This is a genomic window from Anaerotruncus sp. (genome assembly GCF_057433415.1).
The window spans coordinates 96,538-121,536 of the sequence record NZ_DBMDHH010000002.1; the positions used below are offsets into that span (position 1 = coordinate 96,538).

Genomic DNA, 24,999 nt, shown 5'->3' on the forward strand with positions numbered 1-24,999 from the left:
CCCGTGCAGAACATAAAAAAGGTGCGCAGCAACCGCTGCGCACCTTTTTTATCGCTTTACAACCATACGGCCGCCCCGACTACTGATAACAGTCCGGGTCGGGCGCCGGCACCGCCTCGAGCAGCGCCCGTGTATAGGGGTGGCGCGGACGCCCGCAGACCTCCGCGGTCTCCCCCAGCTCGACGAGCTTTCCCGCCCTCATGACGCCGATGCGCCCGCAGACCCGCCGCACCGCGGCAAGGTCGTGGGAGATCAGCAGGACGGACATGCCCCGCTCCCGCCGCAGGCGCAGGAAGAGGTTCAAAATCTGCGCGCGTACCGACATGTCGAGCGAGGCGGCGGGTTCGTCGGCGAGCAGGAGATCGGGGTCGGGCGCGAGCGCCCGCGCCACCGCGATCCGCTGCTGCTGCCCGCCCGAAAGGCCGCCCGGAAAGCAGCCGGCGAGCTCTTCGCCGAGGCCGACCAGCCCGAGCAGTTCGCGCGCCCTTTCCCTGCGTTCGGCGCGCCCGCCCCTGCGCAGGATATCGAGCGGCTCGCAGATCAGCTCCTCGGCCGTCATGCGCGGATTGAGGGAGCCGGACGCGTCCTGGAAGATCATCTGGAAGCTCCCCATGAGGCGGATTTCTCCGTACTCCGGACGGCAGAGCCCGGCGACGCAGCGGGCGACGGTCGATTTGCCCGAGCCGCTCTCCCCGACGAGCCCGAAGAGTTCCCCGCGCCCGATCGAAAAGGACACGCCGTCGACCGCGCGGATCTCCGCGCCGCCCGACAAAAAGCGTTTTTGCAGCCCGCATACCGAAAGCCGCGGCTCATCCACCGGCGCTCACCCGCCTTTCCCCAATCCCGGCGGGCGGGTCGACGCGCGGCGCGTCGGGATGCAGCAGCCAGGTCGCGGCATAGTGGGTATCGGAAACGCGGAAGAAGGGCGGCTCCTCCCGCCAGTCGACACCCAGCGCCCAGGGATTCCGCGGGGCAAACGCGTCGCCTGCGGGTGGATGGAGCAGGTCGGGAGGCGCGCCTGGAATGCTGAAGAGCTCCCCCGTCCCCTCCGGGGAGGGAACGGACGCGAGCAGCCCCCAGGTGTAGGGATGGCGCGGGTCGTGGTAGATTTCCTCCGCGGTGCCGATCTCGACGAGCCTGCCCGCGTACATGACGGCGACGCGCCCGGCGATCCGGGCCGCCGCGCCGAGGTCGTGGGTGATAAAGAGGATCGCCGTGCCCGTCTGGTGCTGGATGTCCCGCAGCAGATCGAGCATCTGCGCCTGCACGGTCGCGTCGAGCGCGGTGGTCGGCTCGTCGGCGACAAGCAGCTTCGGGCCGCAGGCAAGCGCCGACGCGAGCACGCAGCGCTGGAGCATCCCGCCGGAAAACTGGTGCGGATAGTCGCCGTACCGCCGCGCGGGTTCGGGGATGCCGGTCAGGGCCATCAGCTCGAGCGCGCGCGCCTTCGCCCCGTCGCGGGAGATCCCTCCGTGCGCGCGGGCGGCGCGGGCGATCTGGCTTCCCACCGGCAGGGAGGGGTTCAGCGCGGACATCGGGTTTTGCAGCACGAGCGCGATCTCCTTCCCGCGGATCCCCTCGAGCTCCCGCTCGCCCATCGCGGCGAGGTCCCGCCCCGCGTAGAGGATGCTCCCGCCCGCGACCCGCCCCCGGTGGGGCAGCAGGCCGAGCAGGCTCTTGCAGAGCACCGACTTGCCGCAGCCGCTCTCCCCAACGACCGCGAGCGTCTCCCCCGCGCAAAGGGAGAAGGAGACGCCGCGCACCGCCCGGATGACGCCGCGCGGGGAGTCAAACGCGATCTTCAGATCCCGCACCTCAAGCAGCGCGTCCATGGTCATTCCCCCTTCAGGCGAGCGTCCAGTCTTTGACGTTCCAGAAGATGCCCACCCCGTGGTGGCCGAGGACCGTGTCGGGCGCGATCCCCTGCACCCGGTCCTTCGCGACGTAGACGGCGTCGGCATAGGCCAGGAAGGTGTAGGGCAAATCGTCGGTCAGCGCCTCCTGGAACGCCTGATAGTATTTCATCCGGTCGGCGGAGACGTCGGTGCCGCGCGCTTTCCCGAGCAGGTCGTCCACACGGGGGTTGGAGTAGTTCCCGTAGTTGGCCGCCTGCCCAGTGCCGAACACCTTGTAGGTGTGGTCGTCGGGGTCGAAGGGGCTTCCCCAGCCGATCAGATAGGCGGCCTGCCCCGCCCAGTCGATCTCGGAATCGATCGAAACGGTCACGTCCGCGCCCGCCTCGGAGAACTGCTGCGCGCAGATGTTCGCCATGTCGACGCGCACCGGGTCCCCCTCGGGGCAGTGGATCGTAAAGGCCAGCCGGTCGCCGTCCTTCTGGTAGACGCCGTCGGAGCCCTGCCGCCAGCCCGCCGCTTCGAGCATCGCACGGGTCTTGACCGGATCGTACTGGAACTTTTCAACGGCGGGATTGTTGTAGGGGCCGGACTGGAGGGGCGAGTAGGCGGGCCGGCCCTTGCCGAGCAGGACGCTGTCGACGATCGCCTGCCGGTCGACCGCGTAACTGAGCGCGTTGGGCAGCTCGCGGTATTTGGCGAAGAGCGGATGGCTGAAGTTATAGAGGACCCCCCGGTAGTCGGAGGTCTTCATGTCGTAGACGGTGAAGCCCTCCGCGTCCCCGAACGACCGCGCGTCCTGCGGGGACACCTGCGCGAGGTCGAGCTCCCCCGACCGAAGCTGCATGGCGCGCGCCTTCTCGTCGGGCACGATCTTGAAGATGATCCGGCCGATCTTCGGCGTGCCCGCGTAGTAATCGGGGTTGCGCTCGAGCACGATGCTCTGGCCCGCGTCCCATGAGACAAGCTTGTAGGGGCCGGTCCCGACCGGCGCCTGGTTGAAGGGGTCGGTGACGAGGTCCTTCCCCTCGAGCAGGTGCTTCGGGAGGATTCCGATCGCGAGGTAATCGAGCATCGCGGCGTTGGGTGAGGAAAGCGTGATCCTCACGGTGTGGTCGTCGGGCGTCTCGATCGCCGCGATGTCCTCATAGTTGGAGGCGATCTCCGAAAGGTTCTCGGGGGCGAGGATCGCTTCCAGCGTGAACTTTACGTCTGCGGCGGTGAACGGTTCGCCGTCGTGCCATTTGACGCCCTTCCGGAGCGTAAAGGTGTAGGTGAGGCTGTCGCGGTCGTACTCCCACTTTTCCGCCAGCCCGGGGATGATCTTGTTTTCCCCGTCGCGGGCGGTCAGCCCCGAAAAGAGCAGCAGGTTCACTTCCCCGTGCTCATAGAGCGCGGGGTTGATGCTCGTGTAGTCCCCGCTGCCATAGACGAGGGTCGTTTCTTCCGGTTCCCCGCCCGCCGCGCCGCAGCCCGGCAGGAGGAAGAGGACCGCCGCCAGCAGGACGGCGAGGAGGCGCGTTACAGATTGCTGCATGTTTTGTTACCCTCCCTGCGGATGTAATTTCCAATGTCGGTGATGGAGACGAGCGTCGTAATCAGAAAGACGCCCGGTATGACGATGACCCACCAGCTCCCGGACAGGAGCGCCCGGTCGGCCTGGGAGAGCAGGCTCCCCCACGAGACGACGCCGACCGGCAGGCCGAGCCCCAGGAAGCTGAGGGTCGATTCGGTTGCGATCGCCGCGCTGATGTTGGTGACGACCATGAACATGAGGGGCGACAGGAGATTCGGCAGCAGGTGCCGCCGCAGGATGTGCCAGAAGCCCGCCTTCATCGTGCGCGCCGCGAGGACGTAGGCGCTGTGCCGCAGCCTGCGCACCTCTCCGCGCACGACCTGCGCCATCTGCATCCAGCCGGTCACGCCGACGACCAGCGCGATGCCCGCCGGGCTTTGGCGGCCGATGACCGCCTGCAAAAAGATGACGAGCAGGATGGACGGCACCGAGAGGGAAAGCTCGATGAAACGCATCATCGCGGCGTCCGCCTTAGCGGGCGCGACTCCGCTGACGCTGCCGTAGAGCAGGGCGATCGCGGTTGATATCGCGGCCGCGAGGCACCCCACGAGGAGGGACACCCGCCCCCCGTGCCAGATCATGGAAAAGAGGTCGCGCCCCATCGGGTCGGTGCCGAACCAGAATTCCGGCGAGGGCGGCGCGCCGATGTGCGATAGGTCGAGGTATCCGGGGTCGCGCGGCGCGAGCGCGCCCGCGAGGGCGCACCCCAGCAGGATCAGCCCGAGCAGGCAGAATGCGGCCCACGGCCGTTTGGCGCGCGGCTTCGGTGGCGGCAGCGGCGGTGCCGCGCCGGGGGGCGCGGGCGCGAAGGAGAAGTCGCCGGGCAGAAAATTCATCGCGCGCCCCTCCCCCTCATGCGCGGGTCGAGCGCCCCGCCCAGCGCCCGCGCCGCCATGCCCGCGAGCATGACGACCGCGCCGGTGATAAGGCAGAGGACGAGCAGCATGTTGTAGTCGTGATATTTCGCGCTTTCAAAACAGAGTGTGCCCAGCCCCGGATAGGAAAACACCTTTTCCACGATGTAGGTGCCGCCCAGAATATGCGGGATCGACACCGCCATCAACCCGAAATAGGAGGGCAGGACGTTGCGCAGGCACTGGGTGAAAAGGATTTTGCGGCGGCTGAGCCCCTCCGCGCGGCAGAGCAGGACATAGTCCTGCCGCACCTCGTCGAGCAGGCGGTTGCGGATGAGGTAGGCGTAGTACCAGAGGTGCCCGAGCACCAGCACGGCGAGCGGCAGGACGAGATGGCGCAGGCGTCCCAAAAGGTCGTACGGCCTGCCGATGTCGTAGGCCCCGCTCGAGGGCAGCAGGCCCAGCTCGACGCTGAACAGCAGGATCAGCAGAAGCGCCAGCCAGAAGGAAGGGATGCAGCCGGTCACGGTGCCGATCCGCCGGACGGCGCGGTCGGCCGGCGAATCCTCCCGCAGCGCGCAGAAGGCCCCCAGCAGCAGCGCCAGCCCGAAGGTCAGCAGGTAGGCGGTCACGCCGAGCAGCAGCGTGTTCCCGTAGACGCCGCCGATCACCGTCATCACGTCCCGCTTATACTGGAAGGAGACGCCGAAGTCGCCCCGGAGCGCGTTTTGAAGCCACGCGCCATACTGCACGATGATCGGTCGGTCCAGCCCGAGCCGGTCGAGCGCGTCGGCGCGCTCGGATTCGCTGAGGCGTTCCGCGCTCTCGCCGTAGTAGGAGCGCAGCGGGTCGCCGGGGGAAAGCCGCGAGAGGAAAAAGACCGCGAGGGAAAGCAGAAACAGCGCCAGCACAAACCCCAGCGCCCGCCTGACCGCATTTTTCACCGCGCGCTTCATCTTTTCACCCTCCCCCGCCAAATTTGACGCAAAAGAAAAAACCATGAAAAATCCCCCGCGTTGCCCGCGGGAAAATCTTCATGATTTCATTCGTCAAATCGTCTATACTGCCTGCCGTCCCTTCGTGGGCGGCGCACGCGTCCGCTTCTGCGGACCTCACTAAGGATACCCGAATGAAACGGATTTGTCAAGCAGCCGCGATTGACAAACCGGTCCCGTTATTGTAAACTGGTAACGCACAGGAAGTGCGCTGTCTGTGGTCAAGCCACGGAGAAAACCGCCAGAAGGCTCACGCTTCGTGAGCCTTTTTTTGTCGACAGGAGGTCTTTGGGATGCCTCTCGAATCCTTTTTTGCCGCGCACCCGCGGGTAGCGGTCGCGTTCTCCGGCGGGGTGGATTCCGCTTACCTGCTCTACGCCGCCAAGACGGCGGGCTGCGATGCGGCCGCCTACTTTTTGAAGACGCCCTTCCAGCCCCGGTTCGAGCTGGAGGACGCCCAAAAGCTCGCGGGCCAGTTCGGCGTGCCGCTGCACATCGTCGAATACGACGTGCTTGGAGTCCCCGGCGTCGCGGAGAACGGGCCGCTGCGCTGCTACCACTGCAAGCGCGCGCTCTTCACCCGACTGTGGGAGGCCGCGCGCGCCGACGGATTCGAGGTGCTCTGCGACGGCACCAACGCCTCGGACGACGGCAGCGACCGGCCGGGCATGAAGGCGCTCGCGGAGCTTGGGGTGCGCTCCCCCCTGCGGGAGGCGGGCCTCTCCAAGCCGGAGATCCGCCGACTTTCCCGCGAGGCGGGGCTTTTCACCCACGATAAGCCCGCCTATGCCTGTCTTGCCACCCGGGTCCCCACCGGCACGCCGATCACCCCCGGCCTGCTGGAAAAGACCGAACGCGCCGAAAACGCCCTCTTCTCCCTCGGGTTCACCGATTTTCGGGTGCGTTTTTTTTGCGGCGCGGCGCGCATCCAGCTCCCGGAGGGGCAGCTTTCCCGCGCGCTTCTGGCGCGGCAGTCGATTTTGGACGCGCTATCCCCCGATTTTGACGCGGTGCTGCTCGATCTGCGGCCGCGCGGTTAAGGAGACGACTTGATGGAACAGGACCGGATTTTACAGATTTTGCAGGAGGTCAAAGCGGGGGCGGTCACGCCCGAGCAGGCGATGCTGGACCTGAAGATGTGCCCGTTTGAGGATCTGGGCTACGCGAAGGTGGACCACCACCGCGCCCTGCGGCAGGGCATCCCCGAAGTCATCTTCGGCAGCGGCAAGACGCCCGGACAGATCGTCGGCATCACCCGCTCGATGCTGGCGCGCGGCAGCGGCGTGCTCATCACGCGCCTCTCTCCCGAGGCGGCGGAGGCGGTCGCGGCGGAAATCGAGATCAGCTACGACCCCGTCTCCCGCATCGCCTTCGCCGGGGAGCGTCCTGCGCCCGACACGGGGGGGCGGATCGTCGTCGCGACGGGCGGCACGAGCGACATCCCCGTCGCGGAGGAGGCCGCCGTCACCGCCGAGTCGCTCGGCAACCCGGTGGAGCGGCTCTACGACGTGGGGGTCGCGGGGCTGCACCGGCTTCTCGCAAGGCTGGACGTGCTCATGAGCGCCCGCGTGGTGATCGCCGTCGCGGGCATGGAGGGGGCGCTCGCCAGCGTGATCGGCGGGCTGTGCGACTGCCCGGTCATCGCCGTGCCCACCAGCATCGGCTACGGCGCGAATTTCGGCGGGCTCTCCGCTCTGCTCTCGATGCTCAATTCCTGCGCGAGCGGCGTGTCGGTCGTCAACATCGACAACGGCTTCGGCGCGGGCTATCTTGCCAGCATGATCAACCACATGGGAGGGACGAAATCATGAAGACGCTCTATCTCGAATGCCAGATGGGCGCGGCGGGCGACATGCTGATGGCCGCGCTGCTCGAGCTGCTGCCCGATCCCGCGCCCTTTCTCGCCCGGATGAACGCGCTGGGCATCCCCGGCGTGGAGATCACGCGCGAGCCCATGCAAAAATGCGGCATCACCGGCACCCACGTCCGCGTCAGGGTGCACGGCGAGGAGGAGCAGAGCGAGGACGTCGGCGGCCATGCCCATCCCCATGTGCAGGAGGCGCCCCACGTCCATGAGCACCCCCATGAGCACGACCACGGAGAGGCTCCCCATGACCGCGGGCATCTTCACGAGCATGAGCACGGCGGGGAGGCGCCGCACACGCACGAACACGACCACGAACACGGAGAGGGCCACAGCCATCCGCACGGGCATCATCACTACAGCTTTTCCAATATCCGCGCGCTGATCGAAGGATTCGACCTGCCCGCCGAGGTCCGGTCGGACGCGATCGCCGTTTACCGTCTCATCGCCGAGGCGGAATCCCACGCGCACGGCGTTGCGGCCGAGGAGGTGCATTTCCACGAGGTCGGCTCGATGGACGCGGTCGCGGACATCGTCGGCTGCTGCCTGCTCTTCCACCTGATCGGCGCGGACCGCGTCGCCGCCTCCCCCGTCCACGTCGGAAGCGGCTTCGTGCGCTGCGCGCACGGGGTTCTGCCCGTGCCCGCGCCCGCCACCGCCCACCTTTTGCGCGGCGTGCCCGCCTACGGCGGCGAGGTGCGCGGCGAGCTCTGCACCCCGACCGGCGCGGCGCTGCTGCGGCACTTTGTTTCCTCCTTCGGCCCGATGCCCGTCATGGCGGCGGAAAAGATCGGCTACGGCATGGGCAGCAAGGAATTTGAGCGCGCCAACTGCCTGCGCGCCTTCCTCGGCGAGGAGGACGGCGGCATGGACGAAACCTGCGAGCTCCGCTGCAACCTCGACGACATGACCCCCGAGGCGGTCGGCGCGGCGGTCGACCTGCTCTTTGCTGCGGGCGCGCTCGACGTCTTCCTGACCCCCATCCAGATGAAAAAGAACCGGCCGGGCGTGATGCTCACCTGCCTTGCCCGCCCCGCGCAGAAGCAGGCGGTGGTCGACGCCATGCTCCTGCACACCTCGACCCTCGGCGTGCGGGAGCACACCTGCCGCCGCACGGTGCTGCGGTCCTCCCTTTCGACGGTGGACACCCCCTACGGCCCCATCTGCGTCAAGCGGAGCAGCGGCCACGGGGTCTCCAAGGAGAAGCCGGAGTACGCCGACGTGCTCGCCGCCGCCAAGGCGCACGGCGTTCCGTTTGAAACGGTCTGGCGGCATGCCGTCGCCGCCTGCGAATCCGAAGCATGAAAGCGAAAAACACCCGCCGGCCACTTGGTGGCCGGCGGGCGTTTTGTCATTTCCCCATCCTGCGGCGGATGGAATTCAAAAGGCCGTCCGCGTCGATGATCTCTTTTATAAACGCGGGGAAAGGCGCGGCGGTGTAGTTTTCCTCCCGCGTGAGGTTTCGGATGACGCCCGTATCGAAGTCCACCTCGACGCGGTCGCCGTTTTGGATCGCGTCGCTCGCCTGCTCGCACTCGAGGATCGGCAGGCCGATGTTGATCGCGTTGCGGTAGAAGATGCGCGCGAACGTCTTGGCGATCACGCAGGAGACGCCGTTTTCCTTGATGACCATCGGCGCGTGCTCGCGGGAGGAGCCGCAGCCGAAGTTCCAGCCGCCGACGATCATGTCGCCCGGCCGCACCTTTTTGACGAACTCCGCGTCGATGTCCTCCATGCAGTGGGAGGCGAGCTCCCCGCGGTCGGAGATGTTGAGGCAGCGCGCGGGGATGATGACGTCGGTATCGATGTTGTCCCCATATTTGTGGACGGTTCCGGTAGCTTTCATTGGTTGATTCCTCCCTTACAGGCTGTCGGGGCCGGCGATCTTCCCGGCCACGGCGCTGGCCGCCGCGACGGCGGGCGACGCGAGGTAGACCTCGCTCTTCACATGCCCCATGCGGCCGACGAAGTTGCGGTTGGTCGTCGCGACGCACCGCTCCCCCTCCGCGAGGATGCCCATATAACCGCCGAGGCAGGGGCCACAGGTCGGCGTCGAGACGGCGCAGCCCGCCTCGATGAAGTCGGAGAGGTATCCGGCCTCCATCGCCTCCTTGTAAATCTGCTGGGTGCCGGGGATGACGATGCAGCGCACCCCGTCCGCCACCCTCCTGCCGCGCAGGATTTCGGCGGCTGCCGCCAGGTCGCTCATGCGGCCGTTGGTGCAGGAGCCGATGACCACCTGGTCGATCCTCACCTCCCCGACCTCGTCGATCGTCCGGGTGTTCTCCGGCAGGTGCGGGAAGGAGACGGTCGGTCTGATCGCGGAGAGATCGATGTCATAGACCGCGTCGTAGACCGCGTCCGGGTCGGGCGCGCAGATCTCGAAGGGACGGTCCACGCGGCCCTTTTCATAGGCGAGCGTCACCTCGTCCACCTCGAAGATGCCGTTTTTCGCGCCCGCCTCAATCGCCATGTTCGCGATTGTCAGCCGGTCGTCCATCGAGAGGTTTCCCAGCCCCTCGCCGCCGAACTCCATCGATTTGTAGAGCGCGCCGTCCACGCCGATCATCCCGATGATGTGCAGGATGACGTCCTTGCCGCTCACCCACCTGCCCGGCTTGCCGGTCAGGTTGAAGCGGATGGCGGAGGGCACCTTGAACCAGCACTTGCCGGTGGCCATCGCGGCGGCCATGTCGGTCGAGCCGAAGCCGGTCGAGAAGGCCCCGAGCGCGCCGTATGTACAGGTGTGACTGTCCGCGCCGACGATCAGCTCGCCCGGCGCGACGATCCCCTGCTCGGGCAGCAGCGCGTGCTCGATGCCCATGCGGCCCACGTCGAAGAAATGTTCGATGCCGTATTTCCCGGCGAACTCCCGGCAGCGCTTGGAGAGCTGAGCCGCCTTGATGTCCTTGTTGGGCACGAAGTGGTCGAGCACGATCGAGATGCCCGTTTTGCTGTAGACGCTGTCGAAGCCGTACTTTTCAAACTCGTCGATCGCGACCGGCGTGGTGATGTCGTTGCCGAGCACCATGTCGACGTCCGCGTTGATGAGCTGGCCGGGCGCGACGGAGTCGAGGCCCGCTTTTTTGGCCAGAATCTTCTGGCTCATCGTCATTCCCATGTCAATTCCCCATTTCCATCAGAGTGTTTTCCACCGTCTGCGGCTATGATACCATGGACGCGCAGCGTGAATGGTATAATCGGCCATGAAGGCGGGAGCGGGCGCGGCCCGCGTATCGCCTTGGCCATAAGCCGTATAATAAGCCGCTTTACGGCTATTATATCATGGCTTTTTCTTCCATCGCAATCGCCTTGTTGATTGCGTTGACGTAGGCGCGGATGGAGGATTCGAGGATGTCGGGGCTCAGGCCGCGCCCGGTGACCGTGTGGCCGTTGCAGCTGATCTTGCAGATCGCTTCGCCGAGCGCGTCCTCGCCCTCGGTAACCGCCTGCATCGTCCAGTTTTCCAGCTTGGTGTCCATCTTGACGATGCGGTCGATCGCGTTGAAGGCCGCGTCGATCGGGCCCTCGCCGCGCGCCACATGCTCCTTTTCCTCCCCGTCGTCCCGTACGAGCCGCACGACCGCCGTCGCGGAGATGACGGTGCCCGAATTGACGACGAAGCTCTTCAGCCCGTAGGTCTCCTTCACGTCGGAGATCGCCGCGTTGCCGACGAGCGCCTCGATGTCGCGGTCGGTGATCTCCTTCTTGCGGTCGGCCATCTCCTTAAAACGCTCGAACGCCTCGGCGATGTCCTCGTCGGACATCCGGTAGCCCAGTTCGGCGATCCGGTCGGCGAACGCGTGCTTACCCGAGTGCTTGCCGAGCACCATCTTGTTCTGGTAGATGCCCACGTCGTCGGGACTCATGATCTCGTAGGTGGTGCGTTCGGCGAGCACGCCGTGCTGGTGGATGCCGCTCTCATGCGCGAAGGCGTTCGCGCCGACGATCGGCTTGTTGGGCGCGATTCCCACGCCGATGATCGTGGAGAGCAGCTTGCTCGTGCGGTAGATCTGGCGGGTGTTGATGCCCGTTGTGCATCCGTAAAAATCCCCGCGGGTCCTGAGCGCCATGACGATCTCGTCCATCGCGGCGTTGCCCGCACGTTCGCCGATGCCGTTGACGGTGCATTCGACCTGCGTCGCGCCCGCCCGGATGCTCTCCAGCGTGTTCGCGACCCCCATGCCGAGGTCGTTGTGGTTGTGGACCGAGATGTCCACGGCGGGATTCTGGAGGTGCGCCTTTACATAGGCGACGAGGTCGTACATCTCGTTCGGGGTGCTGTAGCCGACCGTGTCGGGGATGTTGATTGTCGAGGCGCCCGCCGCAATCGCCGTGTCGAACACCTTGACGAGGAAGTCGCGGTCGCTGCGGGAGGCGTCCTCGGCCGAAAATTCAACGTCCGGGCAGAGGCTGCGCGCGAACCGGACCATCTCGGCGACGCGGGCGACGACCTGGTCGGGGGTCATCTTGAGCTTGTATTTCATGTGGATGTCGCTCGTCGCGAGAAAGACGTGGATGCGCGGATGCGCGGCGTGCCTGACCGCGTCCCACGCGCGCTGGATGTCCCCCTCGACGCAGCGCGCGAGCCCCGCGACGGTGGAATTCTTGACGATCTTGGCAATCGCCTCGACCGCCCGGAAGTCGTCGGGCGACGAGACCGGGAAGCCCGCCTCGATGACGTCCACGCCCAGCCGCTCGAGCTGGCGCGCCATCTCCAGCTTCTCGTTGAAGTTCATGCTGCATCCCGGGGACTGTTCCCCGTCCCGCAGGGTGGTGTCGAAAATCTTGACCGTTCTTGTGCTCATGGTGATTTCCCCTTTCCCGTAATCAGATTTCGAGAAACGTCAGCGCGGATCGCGGAGAAAACAAAAAAACCTTCGCCTCTCCAAAAAAGAGACGAAGGTTTTGAAAAACTTCCGTGGTACCACTCTCATTGACCGCCATAGGCAGCCCGCTCGACCGCATCCAACAATGCGCTCCCCATCTAACGGCGGGGTTCCGTCCGGTTCTAATCGCAAATGGAGCTTTCGACCGGCAGCTCGGGGGCGAGTTATTCACATTCGCGGCACCGCCTCGCACCGGCCGGCGGCTCTCTGCAAACGCGCGGGATGTGTTTTGTTCCCCGTCAACACCTTTGACGTATTCATCTTGTTAGACATGATAACGCGCAAAGCCGCGTTTGTCAAGACGTAAATTTCCCAAAATTTTCAACGCATCCGGCGGAGCACCGTGGCCAGCGGTTTACCAAGCGCGACGGTCAGCACCGCGGCGATCACCGCCTCAAGCACGCCGTTGAGCCCGATGACGCCCATGATCACGCCGAGCAGCGCGGTCCGCGCGATCCCCTTGGCGGCGGCGTAGCTCGCGCCGAAAAAGAGGTAGATGCCGCCCATTACAAGGCCGGTATTCGTAATCGCGCCGACGATTCCCGCGCCGAGGAACGCGGCCGTATCCCCCTTGAAGGCCCTGCGCAGCAGGCGGAAGACCCACGCGGAAAAGACGCCGATCAGCACCCGCGGCAGGATCGCGATGACAAGGCTCCACAGGTTCCCGCTGTATTCGGGGGTGAGCGAATAGAAGGGCGTGAACACAAAGGAGGTAATCGTCGGCTGGAAGGTGTTGGTGATCACGCTGAGCAGCCCAAACACGCCGCCCAGGATGCCTCCCGCGAGCGGCCCCATCAGCACGCCGCCGAGGATGACCGGGATGTGCAGGGTCGTCGCCTTGGTCACGCCGAGCGGGATGAACCCGAGCGGCGTGAGGGTCAGCACGATCTCCATCGCGGCCAGCAGCCCCAGCATCGAGAGATATTTTGTGCGGGAAAGGGATTCCTTCATCTCGCCGCCTCCCAGCGCGCCAGGGTTCAGCCCAGCAGGACCTTGTGGTAGATTTTCTTGCCCTTTTTGAGAATCACGTGGCCCTTTTCAAAGGCGTCCGTGCCGATTTCAACTGTAAAGTCAGAAACCTTTTCATCGTCGACAGACACGCCGCCCTGCTGGATGAGGCGCTTGGCCTCCCCCTTGGAGGGCGCGAGCCCGGTCTTCACGAGCAGGTCCGCCACCGCGATCCTCCCACCGGCAAGGTCAGCGGCCGAAAGGGTGGTCGTGGGCATGTCGTCGCTCTGGCTGCCCGCGCCGAAAAGTGCGCGCGCGGCGGCCAGCGCCTTGTCGGCCTCCTGCTGGCCGTGCACCATCTTGGTCAGCTCGTAGGCGAGCGTCTCCTTGGCCTGGTTGAGCTGGCTGCCCTCCCAATCCTCCATCGCCTCGATCTCCTCGATCGGCAGGAAGGTGAGCAGCTTGAGGCAGTTGATAACGTCGGCGTCCGCGACGTTGCGCCAGTACTGGAAAAACTCGTAGGGCGAGGTCTTCTCCGGGTCGAGCCAGACGGCGCCGTTCTCCGTCTTGCCCATCTTCTTGCCCTCCTTGGTGGTGAGCAGCGTGAAGGTCATGCCATAGACCTCGTCGCCCGTGACGCGGCGGGTCAGGTCGATACCGCCGAGGATATTGGCCCACTGGTCGTTGCCGCCCAGCTCCATCCGGCAGCCGTAGTCGCGGTGCAGCTTTAAGAAGTCGTAGCTCTGCATGATCATATAGTTGAATTCCAGGAAGGAGAGCCCGCGCTCCAGGCGGGTCTTAACGCTGTCCATCGTGAGCATCTGGTTGACCGAGAAATAGACGCCCACGTCGCGGAGCAGCTCGATGTAGTTGAGCTTGCAGAGCCAGTCGCCGTTGCGGAGCATGAGCGCCCTGTCGTCGGAAAAGTCAATGAACTTCTCCATCTGGCGCTTGAAGCACTCGGCGTTATAGTTGATCGCCTCCGGCGTGAGCATCTTGCGCATATCGGTGCGCCCGGTCGGGTCCCCGATGAGGGTGGTCCCCGTGCCGAGCAGCGCGATCGGGCGGTGTCCCGCGAGCTGGAGGCGGCGCATCACAACCAACTGAAGAAAGTGGCCGACATGGAGGCTGTCCGCAGTCGCGTCGAACCCGATATAGAAGGTGACCTTCTCGTTATTCAGAAGCTCCTCGATCTTTTCCGGGTGGGTCATCTGCGCGATCAGGCCGCGTCGGGTTAATTCTTCAAATACTGTCATCGATCTTTCCCCTTGTTAAAATTTCTTTGTTACCATCCGCTGGGCGGATTTTTACCAGTATAGCATGCAAAAGCACAAAGTACAACCCCTACCGGAAGGCCCCGTCCGCCTCCCGCAGCATCTCGCGGGCATGTTCGAGCGCGATTTCGCTGAGGGTTTCGCCGCCGGTGATGCGCGCGAGCTCCCGCACCCGGTCCTCCCCCTCGAGCGGGATGATCGACGTGAAGGTGCGGTCGCCGCGGGCCGTTTTCGAGATGAGCAGGTGGTGCTGCGCGTGGGCGGCGACCTGCGCCAGATGGGTGACGACGATCACCTGCCGGTCCGCGGCGACCTGCCGCAGCTTGTGGCCGATCTTCTGGGCGGCGCGGCCGGACACGCCGGTGTCCACCTCGTCGAAGATGAGGGTGCCGATGTCGTCCCGCCCGGCCATCACGTTCTTGACCGACAGCATGATGCGCGCGAGCTCGCCGCCCGACGCGATCTTCGCGAGCGAACGCGGCTCCTCGCCGACGTTGGTGGAGATATAGAGCTCCAGCTCGTCGATCCCGTCGCCGGAGAGCGGCTTCTCCTGGCGGCGCACCGTGAGGGTCACCGAGGGCATGTCCAAAAAGGCGAGCTCCTCCATCACCCGCGCGGTAAACCGCCCGGCGGCGTCCCCGCGAGCCGCGGAGAGCTTTTCGGCGCGCGACGCCGCCTCGGCAAGCAGCCCCGAAAGCTCCTGCTGGAGCTGCCGCGCGCGCTCGTCCGACGTCTCGATCTTCCGGAGCTCCGCCGCCGCCCGGTCACGGAAGGCGAGGATCTCCTCCACCGTGCCGCCGTATTTCTTTTTGAGGCCGTAGAGCAGGTCGAGGCGGTTTTCGATTGCGTCGAGCTGGCGCGGATCGCAGTCGAACCCCTCGAGCAGGCCGCGGATGTCGCTTGCAAAGCCCTCGAATTCGTAGGAGAGCTCGGTCAGCCGCTCGCTGACCGGCCGGGCCGCGTCCATATACCGGGCGGCCCGCTCCATCTGCTCGACCAGCGCGCCGAGCTGGGAGGAGAGCCCCGGCGTTTCGTCGTCCCCGTCGAGCACCGCGAGGCTGCCGCCGAGCGCCTCGGTGACGGCCAGCGCGTTCTTGAGGAGCTTGCGCTGCGCGCGCAGCTCGTCCTCCTCCCCCGGCGTGAGCTGCGCCGCGTCGATCTCCCCGATCTGGTAGCCCAGCAGATCGATGCGGCGCGCCTTCTCCGCCTCGTCGGTGTCGATCTGCTCGAGCTCCCGCCTGGCGGCGGAATAGGCGCGATAGGCGTTCCGGTATTCCTCCAGCATCGGCTCCAGCTCGCCGTACCCGTCGATGAAGCCGAGGTGCTTTGCCGGGGAGAGCAGCTGCTGGTTGTCGTGCTGGCCGTGCACGTTGATGAGGTGCGCCGCAACGGTTTTGAGGATCGCGGCGGTGGCGGGCCTGCCGTCGATGCGGCAGGCCGATTTCCCGTCCGCCGTGATCTCCCGGCTGATGAGCACGCCGTCCTCCTCGGGCGGGTATCCCGCCTCCCCGAGCGCGGCGGCCGCCGCTGGCGAAAGCCCAGTGAAGAGGGCGGAGATGACCGCCTTCTCCTCCCCCGTGCGGATGATCTCCTTGGAGGTGCGCTCCCCCAGCACGGCGTTGATGGCGCTGATCAGGATCGTTTTCCCCGCGCCCGTCTCGCCGGTAAAGACGTTGAGGCCGCCGGTAAAATCGATCGCCGCCTCGCTGATCACCGCGATATTCTTTATGTAGAGCTGTGAAAGCATCTTCTCACCCCGTTATTCCGGCATTGAAAACGCGCCGCCCCTACTGGCCGGCGCTCATCATCTTGCGGAGCTGCAGCACCAGTTCGCGCGCGTTGTGGTCGTCCCGCATGACCATGAAGATCGTGTCGTCCCCCGCAAGGGTCCCGACCACGCCGCTCCAGTGGAGGGTGTCGAGCGCCGCGCAGACGGCGTTCGCCATGCCGGTGAAGCATTTGATCACCAGCATGTTGCCCGCCGAATCGATCTCCTTGACCGACTCGGAGAAGATCAGCAGGAACTTATTGGACATTTCGCTTTTGGGAAGGTCGGCGTGCGCCGCGTAGTGGTATTTGCCGTCGGGGGTCAGCGTCTTGACTAGCCGCAGCTCCTTGATATCCCGGGATACGGTCGCCTGCGTCACCGAAAAGCCGCTTTCGCGCAGCAGGCCCAGCAGCTCGTCCTGCGTGTCGATCGGCCGGGAATTGATGAGTTCCAGGATTTTGGCGTGACGTTTTGCTTTCATACGATTCTTCCCCTTCGCCGCTGCGCGCCGGCGTCAATTTGTCCGTGCTCCGTCCTCGCCGCGCGCAGCCGGTGGACGGCGGGGACCCCTTCGCACGGGGCCTAACCCCGCGCCTTCAGCTTTTTCCCGAGGATGTCGGTGAAGCTCTTCTCCGGGAAACTGATAAACCGCGCCGCCTTCTCCGAGCGGCGGATATGCACCGTCCGGTCCGCGCCGAGCCCCGCGAAGCTCTCCCCGTCCACGCTGACGAGAATGCTGTCGGGGTTGTTGACGAACCGGCTGCGCACCGTGAGTTCCATGTCGGGCGAAAGGAGCACCGACCGGTCGTAGAGGGAGTGCGGGCAGATGGGCGTCAGAAGGATCGTGCCGATCGCCGGGTCGACGATCGGGCCGCCCGCCGAGAGGGAGTACGCCGTCGAGCCGGTGGGCGTCGCGAAGATGAGCCCGTCGGCGCGGTAGCTGCCGACCGGGCGGCCGCCGCTTTCGATATCAAGGTCGACCAGCCGCGAGAGCTCCCCCTTGGAGATCACGACGTCGTTGAGGGCGTGGCGCACGCCCGGGACCCCGTCGATCTCCACCTCGAGCAGCATCCTGTCCTGGATCGTGTAATCCCCGCTCGAAAGCCGCGCGAGGTATTCCAGCTCGTTGGGCTCCACCTGCGCGAGGTATCCGAGCCTGCCCGTGTTGATCCCGAGGATCGGCTTTTGGTATTCGACCGCGTGCTTGGCCGCGTGCAGGATGGTGCCGTCTCCGCCGACCGTGACGACCACGTCGCAGGCGGCGATCTGCCGGTCGAAGGCGCCGTAGCCGACCTCCCCGAACTGGCCCCGGAACCGCTCGTCCATGACCGGCACACACCCGGCGGCGCGCAGCTGCCCGATGATCGCCTTCATCAGCCAGACAGTATTATATTTGGACAGGTTCGGCATGATTAATACGGTTTTCTGCTCCATCCGCACCACATCCCTTCCAAAGATTCAGTCAAGCGCCGCGTGGGAACGCTCCACCAGCGCCGCGATCTCCTCACGTTCCGGGAGGGAGCCCCCCTCCTCCCTGCGGAGGTACATGAGGTATTCGATGTTGCCCTCCGGCCCCTTGACCGGCGAAAAGTCGAGCCCGGCCACCGAAAAACCGTTCTCCGCCGCGTAGCCGACGGCGTTTTCCAGCACCTCCACATGGGTCGCGCGCTCCCGCACGACCCCCTTCTTACCCACCTTGCCGCGCCCCGCCTCAAACTGGGGCTTGACGAGGCAGACCATCCCGCCGCCACCGCGCAGCAGCTCCGCCGCCACGGGCAGCACGAGCTTCAAGGAGATGAAGGACACATCGACGCTCGCGAAATCGATGGGGTCGGGCACCTGTTCGCGGGTGACATAGCGGATGTTGGTGCGCTCCAGGTTGACGACCCGTCCGTCGGTCCGCAGCTTCCAGGCGAGCTGGCCGTAGCCGACGTCGACCGCGTAGACCTTTTCGGCGCCGTTTTGCAGCATGCAGTCGGTGAAGCCGCCGGTCGACGCGCCGATATCCATGCAGGTTTTCCCCTCGAGCACGACCGGAAAGACCCGCATCGCCTTTTCGAGCTTGAGGCCGCCCCGGCTGACGTACCGGAGGGTCTCCCCGCGCACCTCGAGCGCGGCGGCCTCCTCCACGTCCATGCCCGGCTTGTCGGCCTTCTGGCAGTCGACATACACCTGCCCCGCCATGATGACCGCCTTCGCCTTTTCTCTGCTCGGGAAGAGCCCGCGCTCCACCAGCAGGACATCCAGTCGTTTTTTCACGTCGTCCTCCGTCAGGTCAGAAGTAGAGTTCCGAAATCGCGCGCGCAACCGTGTGCGCGTCGAGCCCGCAGCGCCTGAGCGCCGAATCGGCGGGCATCGCGGGGATGAAGGGATTTTCCACCGCGCCGATCGTCATGCGGCCGCGGTAGCGCACCCGCGAGAGCGCGTCGAGGAAATGCTCCCCGATGCCCCCCTGCCGGACGCCCTCCTCCACAAAGTAGATCGCGCGGTATTTCTTCGCGAGCTGTACGCACGCGTCCGGAATGGGCGAAATGCGGTGCAGCTTCAGCAGGTCGGCCTTTTTCCCCTCGGCGGCGAGCAGCTCCATCGCGCCGTAAGCCTCCCCGAAGGCGCGCCCGTAGCTGACGATCAGCGTCTGGCCGCCGCTTCTGTGGTGGAACCACTCCCCCGGCCGGTAGCCGAGGCGTTCGTCCACCGGGATCTCCCCACCGCGCGGGTAGCGCACCGCCGCGACCCCGTCGCAGCAGTCGAACGCCTGGTCAAGCGCGTAGCGCAGATCGCCGTAGGTTGCGGGGGAATAGACCGTCACGCCGGGGATCTCCGAAAGGAACGCCGCGTCGAAAAGCCCCTGATGGGTCTCCCCGTCCTCCCCCACGATCCCCGCCCGGTCGACGGCGAGCACGATGTGCTGCCGTTCGATCGACGCGTCGTGGATGATCTGGTCGAACCCGCGCTGCAAAAAGGTCGAATAGACCGCGAACACCGGCTTCATCCCGCCCGCGGCGAGCCCGCAGGCAAAGGTGACCGCGTGTTCCTCCGCGATCCCCACGTCGAAGAAGCGGTTTTTCGGGCCGAACTCCGCGGCAAAGGCGGAGAGGCCCGTGCCCTCCTCCATCGCGGCGGTGATCGCGCAGATTTTGTGATCCCGGCGCGCGCGCAGGACCAGCTCCCGCCCAAACACCGAGGAAAAGCTCTCGGAGGGGGCCTTGAGCCTCCCGCTCGCCCGGTCGAAGCCGCCCACCCCGTGGTAACGGGCGGGGTTTTTCTCCGCGAAGTCGCAGCCCTTGCCCTTGACGGTGTTGACGTGCAGGACGACCGGCTTCTCGAGCTCCTTCGCGCGGCGCAGCGCCTGCACGAGCGAGGGGATGTCGTGCCCGTCGACGGGACCGAGATAGTCGAAGCCGAAATCCTCGAAGAGGTTCGAATGGTAGAGCAGCTGGCGGAAGGCCGCCTTGGAGTCGGAGATCACATCGCGCAGCTCCCTGCCGACGACGGGGATCTTCTTCAGCGCGTCCTCCACCCGGTTTTTCAGGTTTAAGTACCCCTCGCTCGTCCGCTTGGAGGCGAGATAACGCGCGAGCGAGCCCACGCTTTTGGAGATCGACATATCGTTGTCGTTGAGCACGACGATCAGCCGGTTTCCGGTACGCCCGGCGTTGTTGAGCGCCTCGTAGATCATTCCGCCGGTAAACGCGCCGTCCCCGACCACCGCGACCACGTGGTGCCGGTCGCCCGAGAGCGCCTTGGCCGTCGCGAGCCCGCAGGCGGCGGAGATCGAGGTGCTCGCGTGCCCCGCGATAAAGGCGTCACAGCCGCTCTCACCCGGGCGCGGGAAGCCGGAGAGCCCCCCCTCCCGCCGGATGGTCGAAAACGCCCCGAGCCGGCCGGTCAGCATCTTATGCGCGTAGCACTGGTGCCCCACATCCCATACGATCGCGTCCTGCGGGACGTCGAAAACGGTGTGCAGGGCGACGGTCAACTCCACCACGCCGAGGTTGGAGGCGAGGTGGCCGCCGTTCTCCGAAAGGGTATGCAGCAGCTTCTGGCGGATTTCCCAGCAGAGGATCTTCTGCTGCTCCGGATTCAGCCGCTTGACGCCGCCGGGCAGCTCCAGGCGGTTGAGCAGATTATATTTAGCCAAAGGAACACCCCACTTTATCAGAATGCCGGGATCAGCGCGGCGATCAGAATCCCCAGCGCCGCACCGCAGAGCACCTCCAGCGGCGTATGCCCCAAAAATTCCTTGAGGCGCTTGTTCGGGCCGCCGCGCTCCTCGGGCGCGTCCTCGCCGCGCGCGAGCGCGTCGAACTCCTCCTTGAGCATCTGGAAGATCTCCTTGAAGTCGATAACCATCTTGTTGAGCACCTTCGCCTGCTCCCCGGCGGCGCGGCGCACCCCCATCGCGTCGTACATGACGATGCCCGCCATCGCCAGCGAGAGCGCGAACTCCGGGGAGGCGTAGCCGAGCTTTTTGGCCACGCCCACCGACACCGCGCACACCAGCGCCGAATGGGAGCTGGGCATCCCGCCCGAGCCCACCATGCGTTCCCAGATGATCTTGCGGCTGGGGATATAGGCCAGGATCGTCTTCAGCAGCTGCGCCGCGAACCACGCGAGAAACCCCACGTCGATGACATAGTTGCTGATCAGTACTCTCAATGGGTTCATAACTTCCTCCAGTCCGGCGGTTGTCCGGATGCTTTAGTGGTCCCTGCCGAGGATCATCTCCGCGACCCACAGCAGAAATTCATTGCCGGGGATCGCCGCGACGCATTCCCCGGCTTCGCCGATCAGTTCCCGCGCGCGCTCCCGCGCGCCCGAAAGCCCCAGCAGGGTGACATAGGTCGTCTTGTGGTTTTCCTCGTCGCTGCCGGTCGGCTTGCCGAGCTTTTCGGCGTCGCCCGCCACGTCGAGGATGTCGTCGGTGATCTGGAACGCCAGCCCGCACGCCCGCGCATACCGGTCCGCCGTCTCCAGGAGCTCCTCCCCCGCGTTCCCCGCGAGACAGCCGAGCCGCGCGGAGGCGCGCAGCAGCGCGCCCGTCTTGAGCGCGTAGAGGGTATTCAGCGTCTCGAGGTCGACCGGCTTGCCCTCGCAGCCGAGGTCGATCACCTGGCCGCCGAGCATCCCGCGCACCCCCGCCGCCTTAGCGAGGGTGCGGACCGCCTCCACCCGCTGCACGTCGGAAAGGGGCGCGTCGGCGGCCGTCTCAAACGCCAGCGTGAGCAGCCCGTCCCCCGCGAGCAGGGCGTTGGCCTCGCCGAACGCCTTGTGGCAGGAGGGCTTGCCGCGGCGGAAATCGTCGTCGTCCATGCAGGGCAGGTCATCGTGGATGAGAGAGTAGGCGTGGATCATCTCGATCGCGCAGGCCAGCGCCATCGCCCCCTCCCGGGAGGCGTGGGTGAGCCGCCCGAACTCGAGCACCATCGCCGCCCGCAGCCGCTTGCCCGCGTCGAGCAGGCTGTGGCGCATCGCGTCGACGACCACGATCTGCCGCAGCTCCCGGTCGAAGTGCAGCCGTTCCCGCAGCGCGTCGTTTACCTGCGTCGCGTAGGACGCGAGCTGCTGCTCATACCGGTTCATCTTCCGTCTCCTTCGGCGCCGCCAGCTTTTCGACCTTGAGCTTCGCGGCCTCCAGCTTTCCGTTTGCAAAGTCCAGCAGCTTTACAGCCTCGCCATAGAGCTTGACCGCGTCGTCGATCGAAACGTCGCCGCCCAATTTCGCGGCGATCTCCTCAAGCCGCGCGACTGCGGCTTCCAGCGTCATCGTCTTGGTCATGTCGTCCTCCTATTCGTCCCGGTCACTTTCGACAAGATCTCTCCGTCGGCGACCCGCGTCGTCAGCAGGTCCCCCGGCTTCACCTGTTCCGCCGAGAGGACGGTGCGCCCGTCCGCGCTCGTCAGGCTGTAGCCGCGGGAGAGGATCTTCATCGGACTGCGCTCCTCCACGAGCGCGCCGAGATATTGCAGGCGGTTTCGCGCGCCGTCCAGCTTTTGCAGAACGCCCGCGCGGATCTCCCGTTCCAACGCGTCCAGCCGCAGTCCGCAGGCGCGCAGGATCCCCTCGGGGGTCGTAAGCCCGGCGCGCAGCTGACGCAGCCGGAGCTCCGTCCCCTCGATACGGCGGACGACCGCCCCGTGGCAGCGCGCGCCGAGATCGGCAAGGTAATATTGCAGGTCGGCCATGTTGGGCACGGCGAGCTCCGCCGCGGCGGAGGGGGTCGGCGCGCGCAAATCGGCCGCGAAGTCGGCGATTGTAAAGTCGGTCTCGTGCCCAACGGCGGAAATCACCGGGATGCCGCTCGCCGCGATCGCGCGCGCGAGGGCTTCGTCGTTGAAGGCCCAGAGGTCCTCGATCGAGCCGCCGCCCCGCCCGATGATGATCAGGTCGCAGGCTTTGGCGGCGTTGAGGGCGCGGATGCCGTCGATCAGCGTCCTTGCCGCGCCCGCCCCCTGCACCTGCGCGGGACAGAGCACGACCGTTGCCGCCGGGTAGCGGCGGGAGAGGATATTGAGCATATCCTGCAGCGCCGCCGCGCCCTCGCTCGTCACGATGCCGATCCGCTCGGGATAGGGCGGCAGCGGGCGCTTGCGCGCCTCGTCGAAGAGCCCCTCGGCCGCGAGCTTCGCCTTGAGCTGCTCATAGGCCAGGTGGAGCGCGCCGATCCCGTCCGGCTGCATATCGGTCACATAGAACTGGTAGCTGCCGTCCCGCTCGTAAAGGGAGACGGAACCGCTCACGATCACCGACATGCCGTTCTCGGGCGAAAAGGGCACGCGCGCCGCGTAGCTGCGGAACATCACCGCCTTGACGGCGGCGGAATCGTCCTTGAGCGTGAAATAGAGGTGCCCCGACTTGTAGTGCCGGGTAAAATTGGAGATCTCCCCCCGGACCATCAGCCCCGAAAGGACGTGGTCCGATTCAAGGAGGGATTTCACATAGCGGTTGAGCTGGGAGACCGAAACAACGGTGGGGTTCTTCAGCACGCCGTCCCCCCCTCTCCCGCGCGCGACGCCAAAATCGCGACCCCGGCGGCGTTGTCGGAGGAAAACTGCGGATCGGCGAAATAGCCCCCGTACCGCGCGGTCACCGCCTCGCGGATGATCGAATTGGACATGACGCCCCCCGCGTAGAGGATGGGCAGCTCGCCGAACCGCGCCCGGACCGCCTCGGTCATGCCGCAGAGGGCGGCGAGGATGCTGTCGAGGCAGTAGCGCGCGATATCGCGGTCCGCCTCCCCGTCGAGCTTCATCTTTTGGCAGCGGTTCTCGATCCCGGAGAGGGAGCAGTCCGCCCCCTTCATCACCGGGCGCACCCGGTAGGTCTTTTCCGATTCCTTCGCGAGGCGTTCGAGCTCCCGCCCTGCGGGAAACCGCAGGCCGAGCATCCCGCCCACGCGGTCGACCGCCTGCCCCGCCTTGAGGTCGAGCGAACGGGCGAAGAGCCGCACGGTAAAGCCGCACGGCCCGCCCGGTTCGGCGATCAGGCATTCGGTCGTGCCGCCCGACAGGTGGAAGGCCGCGAACCGCTTTCCGATCAGGTCGAGCCGGCCGGCGGAAAAAAGCGCCGCCGCGATGTGTCCCGACTGGTGGGATACCCGCGTGAGCGGCGCGCCGCAGGCGGCGCCGACCGATTGGGCAACCGCCTCCCCGACGAGGAAGCAGGGCATATAGGAGCCCTCGGCGTCACGCGGGCGCACCGACGCACCGACGCCCGCGAGCGGCGGGGGCCCCGCTTCAAAGAGGGCCTCGACCAGCGCGCCGAGCTGTTTGACATGCGCGAAGACCGCGTCGCTCTGCCGCAGGCCGAGCTCCCCCTCTCTCACCGGAAGGAGCTGTTTTTGCTGGCGCACCGCGCCGCTTTCCGAATCATAGAGGGCGGCGGAGGTGGTGTAGTTGCTCGTGTCGATTCCGAGGTACCAGGCCATCGCGTTACTCCGCCGCCGTTTCGGCGGCGGCCTCTTTGGCGGCGCGGACCGCCTCGTCCTCCGCCTTCGCCTCCCCGGCCGAAGCCGCGGCCTCCTCCTCGGCCCGGCGCGCCTCGGGCACATCCTGCCCCTTCGCGCGCACATAGGCGCCGAGCACCCCGTTGACAAAGGAAAAGTCGTCGGCGCTGCCGTATTTTTTGGCCAGCTCGACCGCCTCGTTGATCGAGGCGCCGACCGGCACCGTGTCAACGTTGTCGATCTCCCACAGGCTCAGCCGCAGGATGGTCAGCGCCACGCGCGACATGCGGTTGAGCTTCCACTTTTTCGAGTGGGCGGTGATCGTCTCGTCAAGCCAGGGCAGATGATCGCAGACGTCGCTTGCAAGGCGGTATGCATAATCATCCACCTCGAGGTTGCGGCCGATCACGGCCTCCTCGATGATCTCGTCGACCGATTCCTCCTTGAAGGAGCGCTCAAATACCAGCATAAAGGCCTGCTCGCGGGATTCGCTTCGTTTCATATTGTCCTCTCCTAATTGTACGTCTGCAACAAGAATACCCTCCAAGGGGGCCTCGGAGGGCAGTGAATCGTTTTTTGGTCAGGCTTCCGTCTGCTCGGCGGGCTCGGCAAAGACGATGCCGGCGATGTTGATGTTGACCCGCGAAACGGCGATCCCGGTCATGTTCTGGACGGCCTCCTTGACGGCCGACTGGATCTTCTCGGCGGTCTCGGGGATGTTGACGCCCGCCTTGATGTTCACATGGAGCTCGATGACGGCCACGTCGTCCGACAGGTCGATGCCGATCGGCTTGGCGGACTGTTTTTTGAGCAGCCAGCCCTTGAGATTGGTCGCAAAGGAAGCGAGGGAGTCCACCCCTTCGATCTCCAGCGCCGCGTAGCGCGCGATGGTGGCGATCACCTCGCGGGAAATCTTGAGATTGCCTGCCGCCTGATTCTGGTCGTGACTCTGCATAATCATTCTCCTTTGTATGGCGAGAAACGGATGTGTCCGATTGTTTTTCGGGAGCCAGTGTAGCATACAGGAATATT

Annotated in this window: 25 protein-coding genes; 3 read left to right on the forward strand and 22 right to left on the reverse strand. The window is 65.8% G+C overall.

What is annotated here, in order from left to right:
- Nucleotides 1-79 precede the first annotated feature (79 nt).
- From ACZO3G_RS01210 to ACZO3G_RS01230, 5 genes are read right to left on the reverse strand one after another with little or no spacing between them, the layout of a single operon-like run.
- Nucleotides 80-817 (reverse strand): ABC transporter ATP-binding protein, encoded by a 738-nt coding sequence (locus tag ACZO3G_RS01210; RefSeq protein ID WP_486846701.1) that lies wholly within the window; start codon nt 815-817, stop codon nt 80-82.
- Nucleotides 810-1,832, reverse strand: a complete 1,023-nt coding sequence (locus ACZO3G_RS01215; protein WP_276871955.1) for an ABC transporter ATP-binding protein — start codon at nt 1,830-1,832, stop codon at nt 810-812. Before ACZO3G_RS01215 ends, ACZO3G_RS01210 begins: the two co-directional genes overlap by 8 nt.
- Before the next feature lie 13 nt (nt 1,833-1,845).
- A complete protein-coding gene (locus ACZO3G_RS01220; RefSeq protein WP_276871951.1) occupies nt 1,846-3,390 on the reverse strand; it encodes an ABC transporter substrate-binding protein in 1,545 nt (514 codons plus the stop codon).
- Nucleotides 3,375-4,265 (reverse strand): ABC transporter permease, encoded by an 891-nt coding sequence (locus ACZO3G_RS01225; protein WP_101550727.1) that lies wholly within the window; start codon nt 4,263-4,265, stop codon nt 3,375-3,377. Before ACZO3G_RS01225 ends, ACZO3G_RS01220 begins: the two co-directional genes overlap by 16 nt.
- Nucleotides 4,262-5,239: an ABC transporter permease gene (locus tag ACZO3G_RS01230; protein WP_121585645.1), complete on the reverse strand. Its 978-nt coding sequence runs from the start codon at nt 5,237-5,239 to the stop codon at nt 4,262-4,264. Before ACZO3G_RS01230 ends, ACZO3G_RS01225 begins: the two co-directional genes overlap by 4 nt.
- Before the next feature lie 332 nt (nt 5,240-5,571).
- Between ACZO3G_RS01230 and larE the strand changes: the two genes are divergently transcribed.
- The 3 genes from larE to larC are packed head-to-tail and all read left to right on the forward strand — an operon-like array spanning nt 5,572 to nt 8,447.
- Nucleotides 5,572-6,318: an ATP-dependent sacrificial sulfur transferase LarE gene (larE, locus tag ACZO3G_RS01235; RefSeq protein ID WP_276871947.1), complete on the forward strand. Its 747-nt coding sequence runs from the start codon at nt 5,572-5,574 to the stop codon at nt 6,316-6,318.
- Between the two features lie 12 nt (nt 6,319-6,330).
- Nucleotides 6,331-7,089: a nickel pincer cofactor biosynthesis protein LarB gene (larB, locus tag ACZO3G_RS01240; RefSeq protein ID WP_276871946.1), complete on the forward strand. Its 759-nt coding sequence runs from the start codon at nt 6,331-6,333 to the stop codon at nt 7,087-7,089.
- Entirely contained in the window at nt 7,086-8,447 is a 1,362-nt protein-coding gene (larC, locus tag ACZO3G_RS01245; protein WP_276871945.1) for a nickel pincer cofactor biosynthesis protein LarC, read from the forward strand. The genes larB and larC overlap by 4 nt, the downstream gene beginning before the upstream one ends.
- 46 nt (nt 8,448-8,493) lie before the next feature.
- Here larC and leuD read toward each other — a convergent pair whose 3' ends face one another.
- The 17 genes from leuD to ACZO3G_RS01330 form a co-directional block, all read right to left on the reverse strand.
- Nucleotides 8,494-8,988: a 3-isopropylmalate dehydratase small subunit gene (gene leuD, locus ACZO3G_RS01250; protein WP_276871943.1), complete on the reverse strand. Its 495-nt coding sequence runs from the start codon at nt 8,986-8,988 to the stop codon at nt 8,494-8,496.
- A 15-nt stretch (nt 8,989-9,003) separates the two neighbouring features.
- Complete coding sequence (gene leuC, locus ACZO3G_RS01255; protein ID WP_276871941.1) at nt 9,004-10,263, reverse strand: 3-isopropylmalate dehydratase large subunit; 1,260 nt, start codon at nt 10,261-10,263, stop codon at nt 9,004-9,006.
- 157 nt (nt 10,264-10,420) lie between these two features.
- Nucleotides 10,421-11,950: a 2-isopropylmalate synthase gene (locus ACZO3G_RS01260; RefSeq protein ID WP_101550741.1), complete on the reverse strand. Its 1,530-nt coding sequence runs from the start codon at nt 11,948-11,950 to the stop codon at nt 10,421-10,423.
- A 402-nt stretch (nt 11,951-12,352) separates the two neighbouring features.
- A complete protein-coding gene (locus ACZO3G_RS01265) occupies nt 12,353-12,982 on the reverse strand; it encodes an ECF transporter S component (protein WP_101550743.1) in 630 nt (209 codons plus the stop codon).
- 26 nt (nt 12,983-13,008) lie between these two features.
- Nucleotides 13,009-14,235, reverse strand: coding sequence for a tyrosine--tRNA ligase (gene tyrS, locus ACZO3G_RS01270; protein ID WP_276871939.1), 1,227 nt, complete (start codon nt 14,233-14,235; stop codon nt 13,009-13,011).
- 88 nt (nt 14,236-14,323) lie between these two features.
- Nucleotides 14,324-16,000 carry a DNA repair protein RecN gene (recN, locus tag ACZO3G_RS01275; protein WP_276871937.1) on the reverse strand — a complete coding sequence of 559 codons (1,677 nt, stop codon included), beginning with the start codon at nt 15,998-16,000 and terminating at the stop codon, nt 14,324-14,326.
- 40 nt (nt 16,001-16,040) lie between these two features.
- The gene (locus ACZO3G_RS01280) at nt 16,041-16,502 is read right to left on the reverse strand and encodes an arginine repressor (protein WP_101550749.1); all 462 of its coding nucleotides are present in this window, start codon (nt 16,500-16,502) and stop codon (nt 16,041-16,043) included.
- 101 nt (nt 16,503-16,603) lie between these two features.
- On the reverse strand, nt 16,604-17,455 hold the full coding sequence (locus ACZO3G_RS01285) for an NAD(+)/NADH kinase (RefSeq protein WP_101550751.1): 852 nt from the start codon (nt 17,453-17,455) through the stop codon (nt 16,604-16,606).
- 24 nt (nt 17,456-17,479) lie between these two features.
- Nucleotides 17,480-18,280 carry a TlyA family RNA methyltransferase gene (locus ACZO3G_RS01290; protein WP_276871935.1) on the reverse strand — a complete coding sequence of 267 codons (801 nt, stop codon included), beginning with the start codon at nt 18,278-18,280 and terminating at the stop codon, nt 17,480-17,482.
- 16 nt (nt 18,281-18,296) lie between these two features.
- Nucleotides 18,297-20,162 (reverse strand): 1-deoxy-D-xylulose-5-phosphate synthase, encoded by a 1,866-nt coding sequence (gene dxs, locus ACZO3G_RS01295; RefSeq protein ID WP_276871931.1) that lies wholly within the window; start codon nt 20,160-20,162, stop codon nt 18,297-18,299.
- A 17-nt stretch (nt 20,163-20,179) separates the two neighbouring features.
- Nucleotides 20,180-20,689 carry a divergent PAP2 family protein gene (locus ACZO3G_RS01300; protein WP_101550757.1) on the reverse strand — a complete coding sequence of 170 codons (510 nt, stop codon included), beginning with the start codon at nt 20,687-20,689 and terminating at the stop codon, nt 20,180-20,182.
- Nucleotides 20,690-20,722: 33 nt separating this feature from the next.
- Nucleotides 20,723-21,604 carry a polyprenyl synthetase family protein gene (locus ACZO3G_RS01305; protein ID WP_276871929.1) on the reverse strand — a complete coding sequence of 294 codons (882 nt, stop codon included), beginning with the start codon at nt 21,602-21,604 and terminating at the stop codon, nt 20,723-20,725.
- Nucleotides 21,591-21,800: an exodeoxyribonuclease VII small subunit gene (gene xseB, locus ACZO3G_RS01310; RefSeq protein WP_101550761.1), complete on the reverse strand. Its 210-nt coding sequence runs from the start codon at nt 21,798-21,800 to the stop codon at nt 21,591-21,593. Before xseB ends, ACZO3G_RS01305 begins: the two co-directional genes overlap by 14 nt.
- Complete coding sequence (gene xseA, locus ACZO3G_RS01315) at nt 21,797-23,008, reverse strand: exodeoxyribonuclease VII large subunit (RefSeq protein ID WP_276871927.1); 1,212 nt, start codon at nt 23,006-23,008, stop codon at nt 21,797-21,799. The genes xseB and xseA overlap by 4 nt, the downstream gene beginning before the upstream one ends.
- Nucleotides 23,002-23,949: a tRNA (adenosine(37)-N6)-threonylcarbamoyltransferase complex transferase subunit TsaD gene (locus ACZO3G_RS01320; protein WP_276871925.1), complete on the reverse strand. Its 948-nt coding sequence runs from the start codon at nt 23,947-23,949 to the stop codon at nt 23,002-23,004. Before ACZO3G_RS01320 ends, xseA begins: the two co-directional genes overlap by 7 nt.
- 4 nt (nt 23,950-23,953) lie before the next feature.
- Complete coding sequence (gene nusB, locus ACZO3G_RS01325) at nt 23,954-24,469, reverse strand: transcription antitermination factor NusB (RefSeq protein WP_101550764.1); 516 nt, start codon at nt 24,467-24,469, stop codon at nt 23,954-23,956.
- A 78-nt stretch (nt 24,470-24,547) separates the two neighbouring features.
- On the reverse strand, nt 24,548-24,922 hold the full coding sequence (locus ACZO3G_RS01330; RefSeq protein WP_172439211.1) for an Asp23/Gls24 family envelope stress response protein: 375 nt from the start codon (nt 24,920-24,922) through the stop codon (nt 24,548-24,550).
- Nucleotides 24,923-24,999 lie beyond the last annotated feature (77 nt).

What these genes read in the sequence shown, in the direction of transcription:
- ACZO3G_RS01215 (WP_276871955.1), bottom strand. Translation starts at nt 1,832, where the DNA reads ATGGACGCGCTGCTTGAGGTGCGGGATCTGAAGATCGCGTTTGACTCC.
- ACZO3G_RS01220 (WP_276871951.1), bottom strand. Translation starts at nt 3,390, where the DNA reads ATGCAGCAATCTGTAACGCGCCTCCTCGCCGTCCTGCTGGCGGCGGTC.
- ACZO3G_RS01225 (WP_101550727.1), bottom strand. Translation starts at nt 4,265, where the DNA reads ATGAATTTTCTGCCCGGCGACTTCTCCTTCGCGCCCGCGCCCCCCGGC.
- ACZO3G_RS01230 (WP_121585645.1), bottom strand. Translation starts at nt 5,239, where the DNA reads ATGAAGCGCGCGGTGAAAAATGCGGTCAGGCGGGCGCTGGGGTTTGTG.
- larE (WP_276871947.1), top strand. Translation starts at nt 5,572, where the DNA reads ATGCCTCTCGAATCCTTTTTTGCCGCGCACCCGCGGGTAGCGGTCGCG.
- larB (WP_276871946.1), top strand. Translation starts at nt 6,331, where the DNA reads ATGGAACAGGACCGGATTTTACAGATTTTGCAGGAGGTCAAAGCGGGG.
- larC (WP_276871945.1), top strand. Translation starts at nt 7,086, where the DNA reads ATGAAGACGCTCTATCTCGAATGCCAGATGGGCGCGGCGGGCGACATG.
- leuD (WP_276871943.1), bottom strand. Translation starts at nt 8,988, where the DNA reads ATGAAAGCTACCGGAACCGTCCACAAATATGGGGACAACATCGATACC.
- leuC (WP_276871941.1), bottom strand. Translation starts at nt 10,263, where the DNA reads ATGGGAATGACGATGAGCCAGAAGATTCTGGCCAAAAAAGCGGGCCTC.
- ACZO3G_RS01260 (WP_101550741.1), bottom strand. Translation starts at nt 11,950, where the DNA reads ATGAGCACAAGAACGGTCAAGATTTTCGACACCACCCTGCGGGACGGG.
- ACZO3G_RS01265 (WP_101550743.1), bottom strand. Translation starts at nt 12,982, where the DNA reads ATGAAGGAATCCCTTTCCCGCACAAAATATCTCTCGATGCTGGGGCTG.
- tyrS (WP_276871939.1), bottom strand. Translation starts at nt 14,235, where the DNA reads ATGACAGTATTTGAAGAATTAACCCGACGCGGCCTGATCGCGCAGATG.
- recN (WP_276871937.1), bottom strand. Translation starts at nt 16,000, where the DNA reads ATGCTTTCACAGCTCTACATAAAGAATATCGCGGTGATCAGCGAGGCG.
- ACZO3G_RS01280 (WP_101550749.1), bottom strand. Translation starts at nt 16,502, where the DNA reads ATGAAAGCAAAACGTCACGCCAAAATCCTGGAACTCATCAATTCCCGG.
- ACZO3G_RS01285 (WP_101550751.1), bottom strand. Translation starts at nt 17,455, where the DNA reads ATGGAGCAGAAAACCGTATTAATCATGCCGAACCTGTCCAAATATAAT.
- ACZO3G_RS01300 (WP_101550757.1), bottom strand. Translation starts at nt 20,689, where the DNA reads ATGAACCCATTGAGAGTACTGATCAGCAACTATGTCATCGACGTGGGG.
- ACZO3G_RS01305 (WP_276871929.1), bottom strand. Translation starts at nt 21,604, where the DNA reads ATGAACCGGTATGAGCAGCAGCTCGCGTCCTACGCGACGCAGGTAAAC.
- xseB (WP_101550761.1), bottom strand. Translation starts at nt 21,800, where the DNA reads ATGACCAAGACGATGACGCTGGAAGCCGCAGTCGCGCGGCTTGAGGAG.
- ACZO3G_RS01320 (WP_276871925.1), bottom strand. Translation starts at nt 23,949, where the DNA reads ATGGCCTGGTACCTCGGAATCGACACGAGCAACTACACCACCTCCGCC.
- nusB (WP_101550764.1), bottom strand. Translation starts at nt 24,469, where the DNA reads ATGAAACGAAGCGAATCCCGCGAGCAGGCCTTTATGCTGGTATTTGAG.
- ACZO3G_RS01330 (WP_172439211.1), bottom strand. Translation starts at nt 24,922, where the DNA reads ATGCAGAGTCACGACCAGAATCAGGCGGCAGGCAATCTCAAGATTTCC.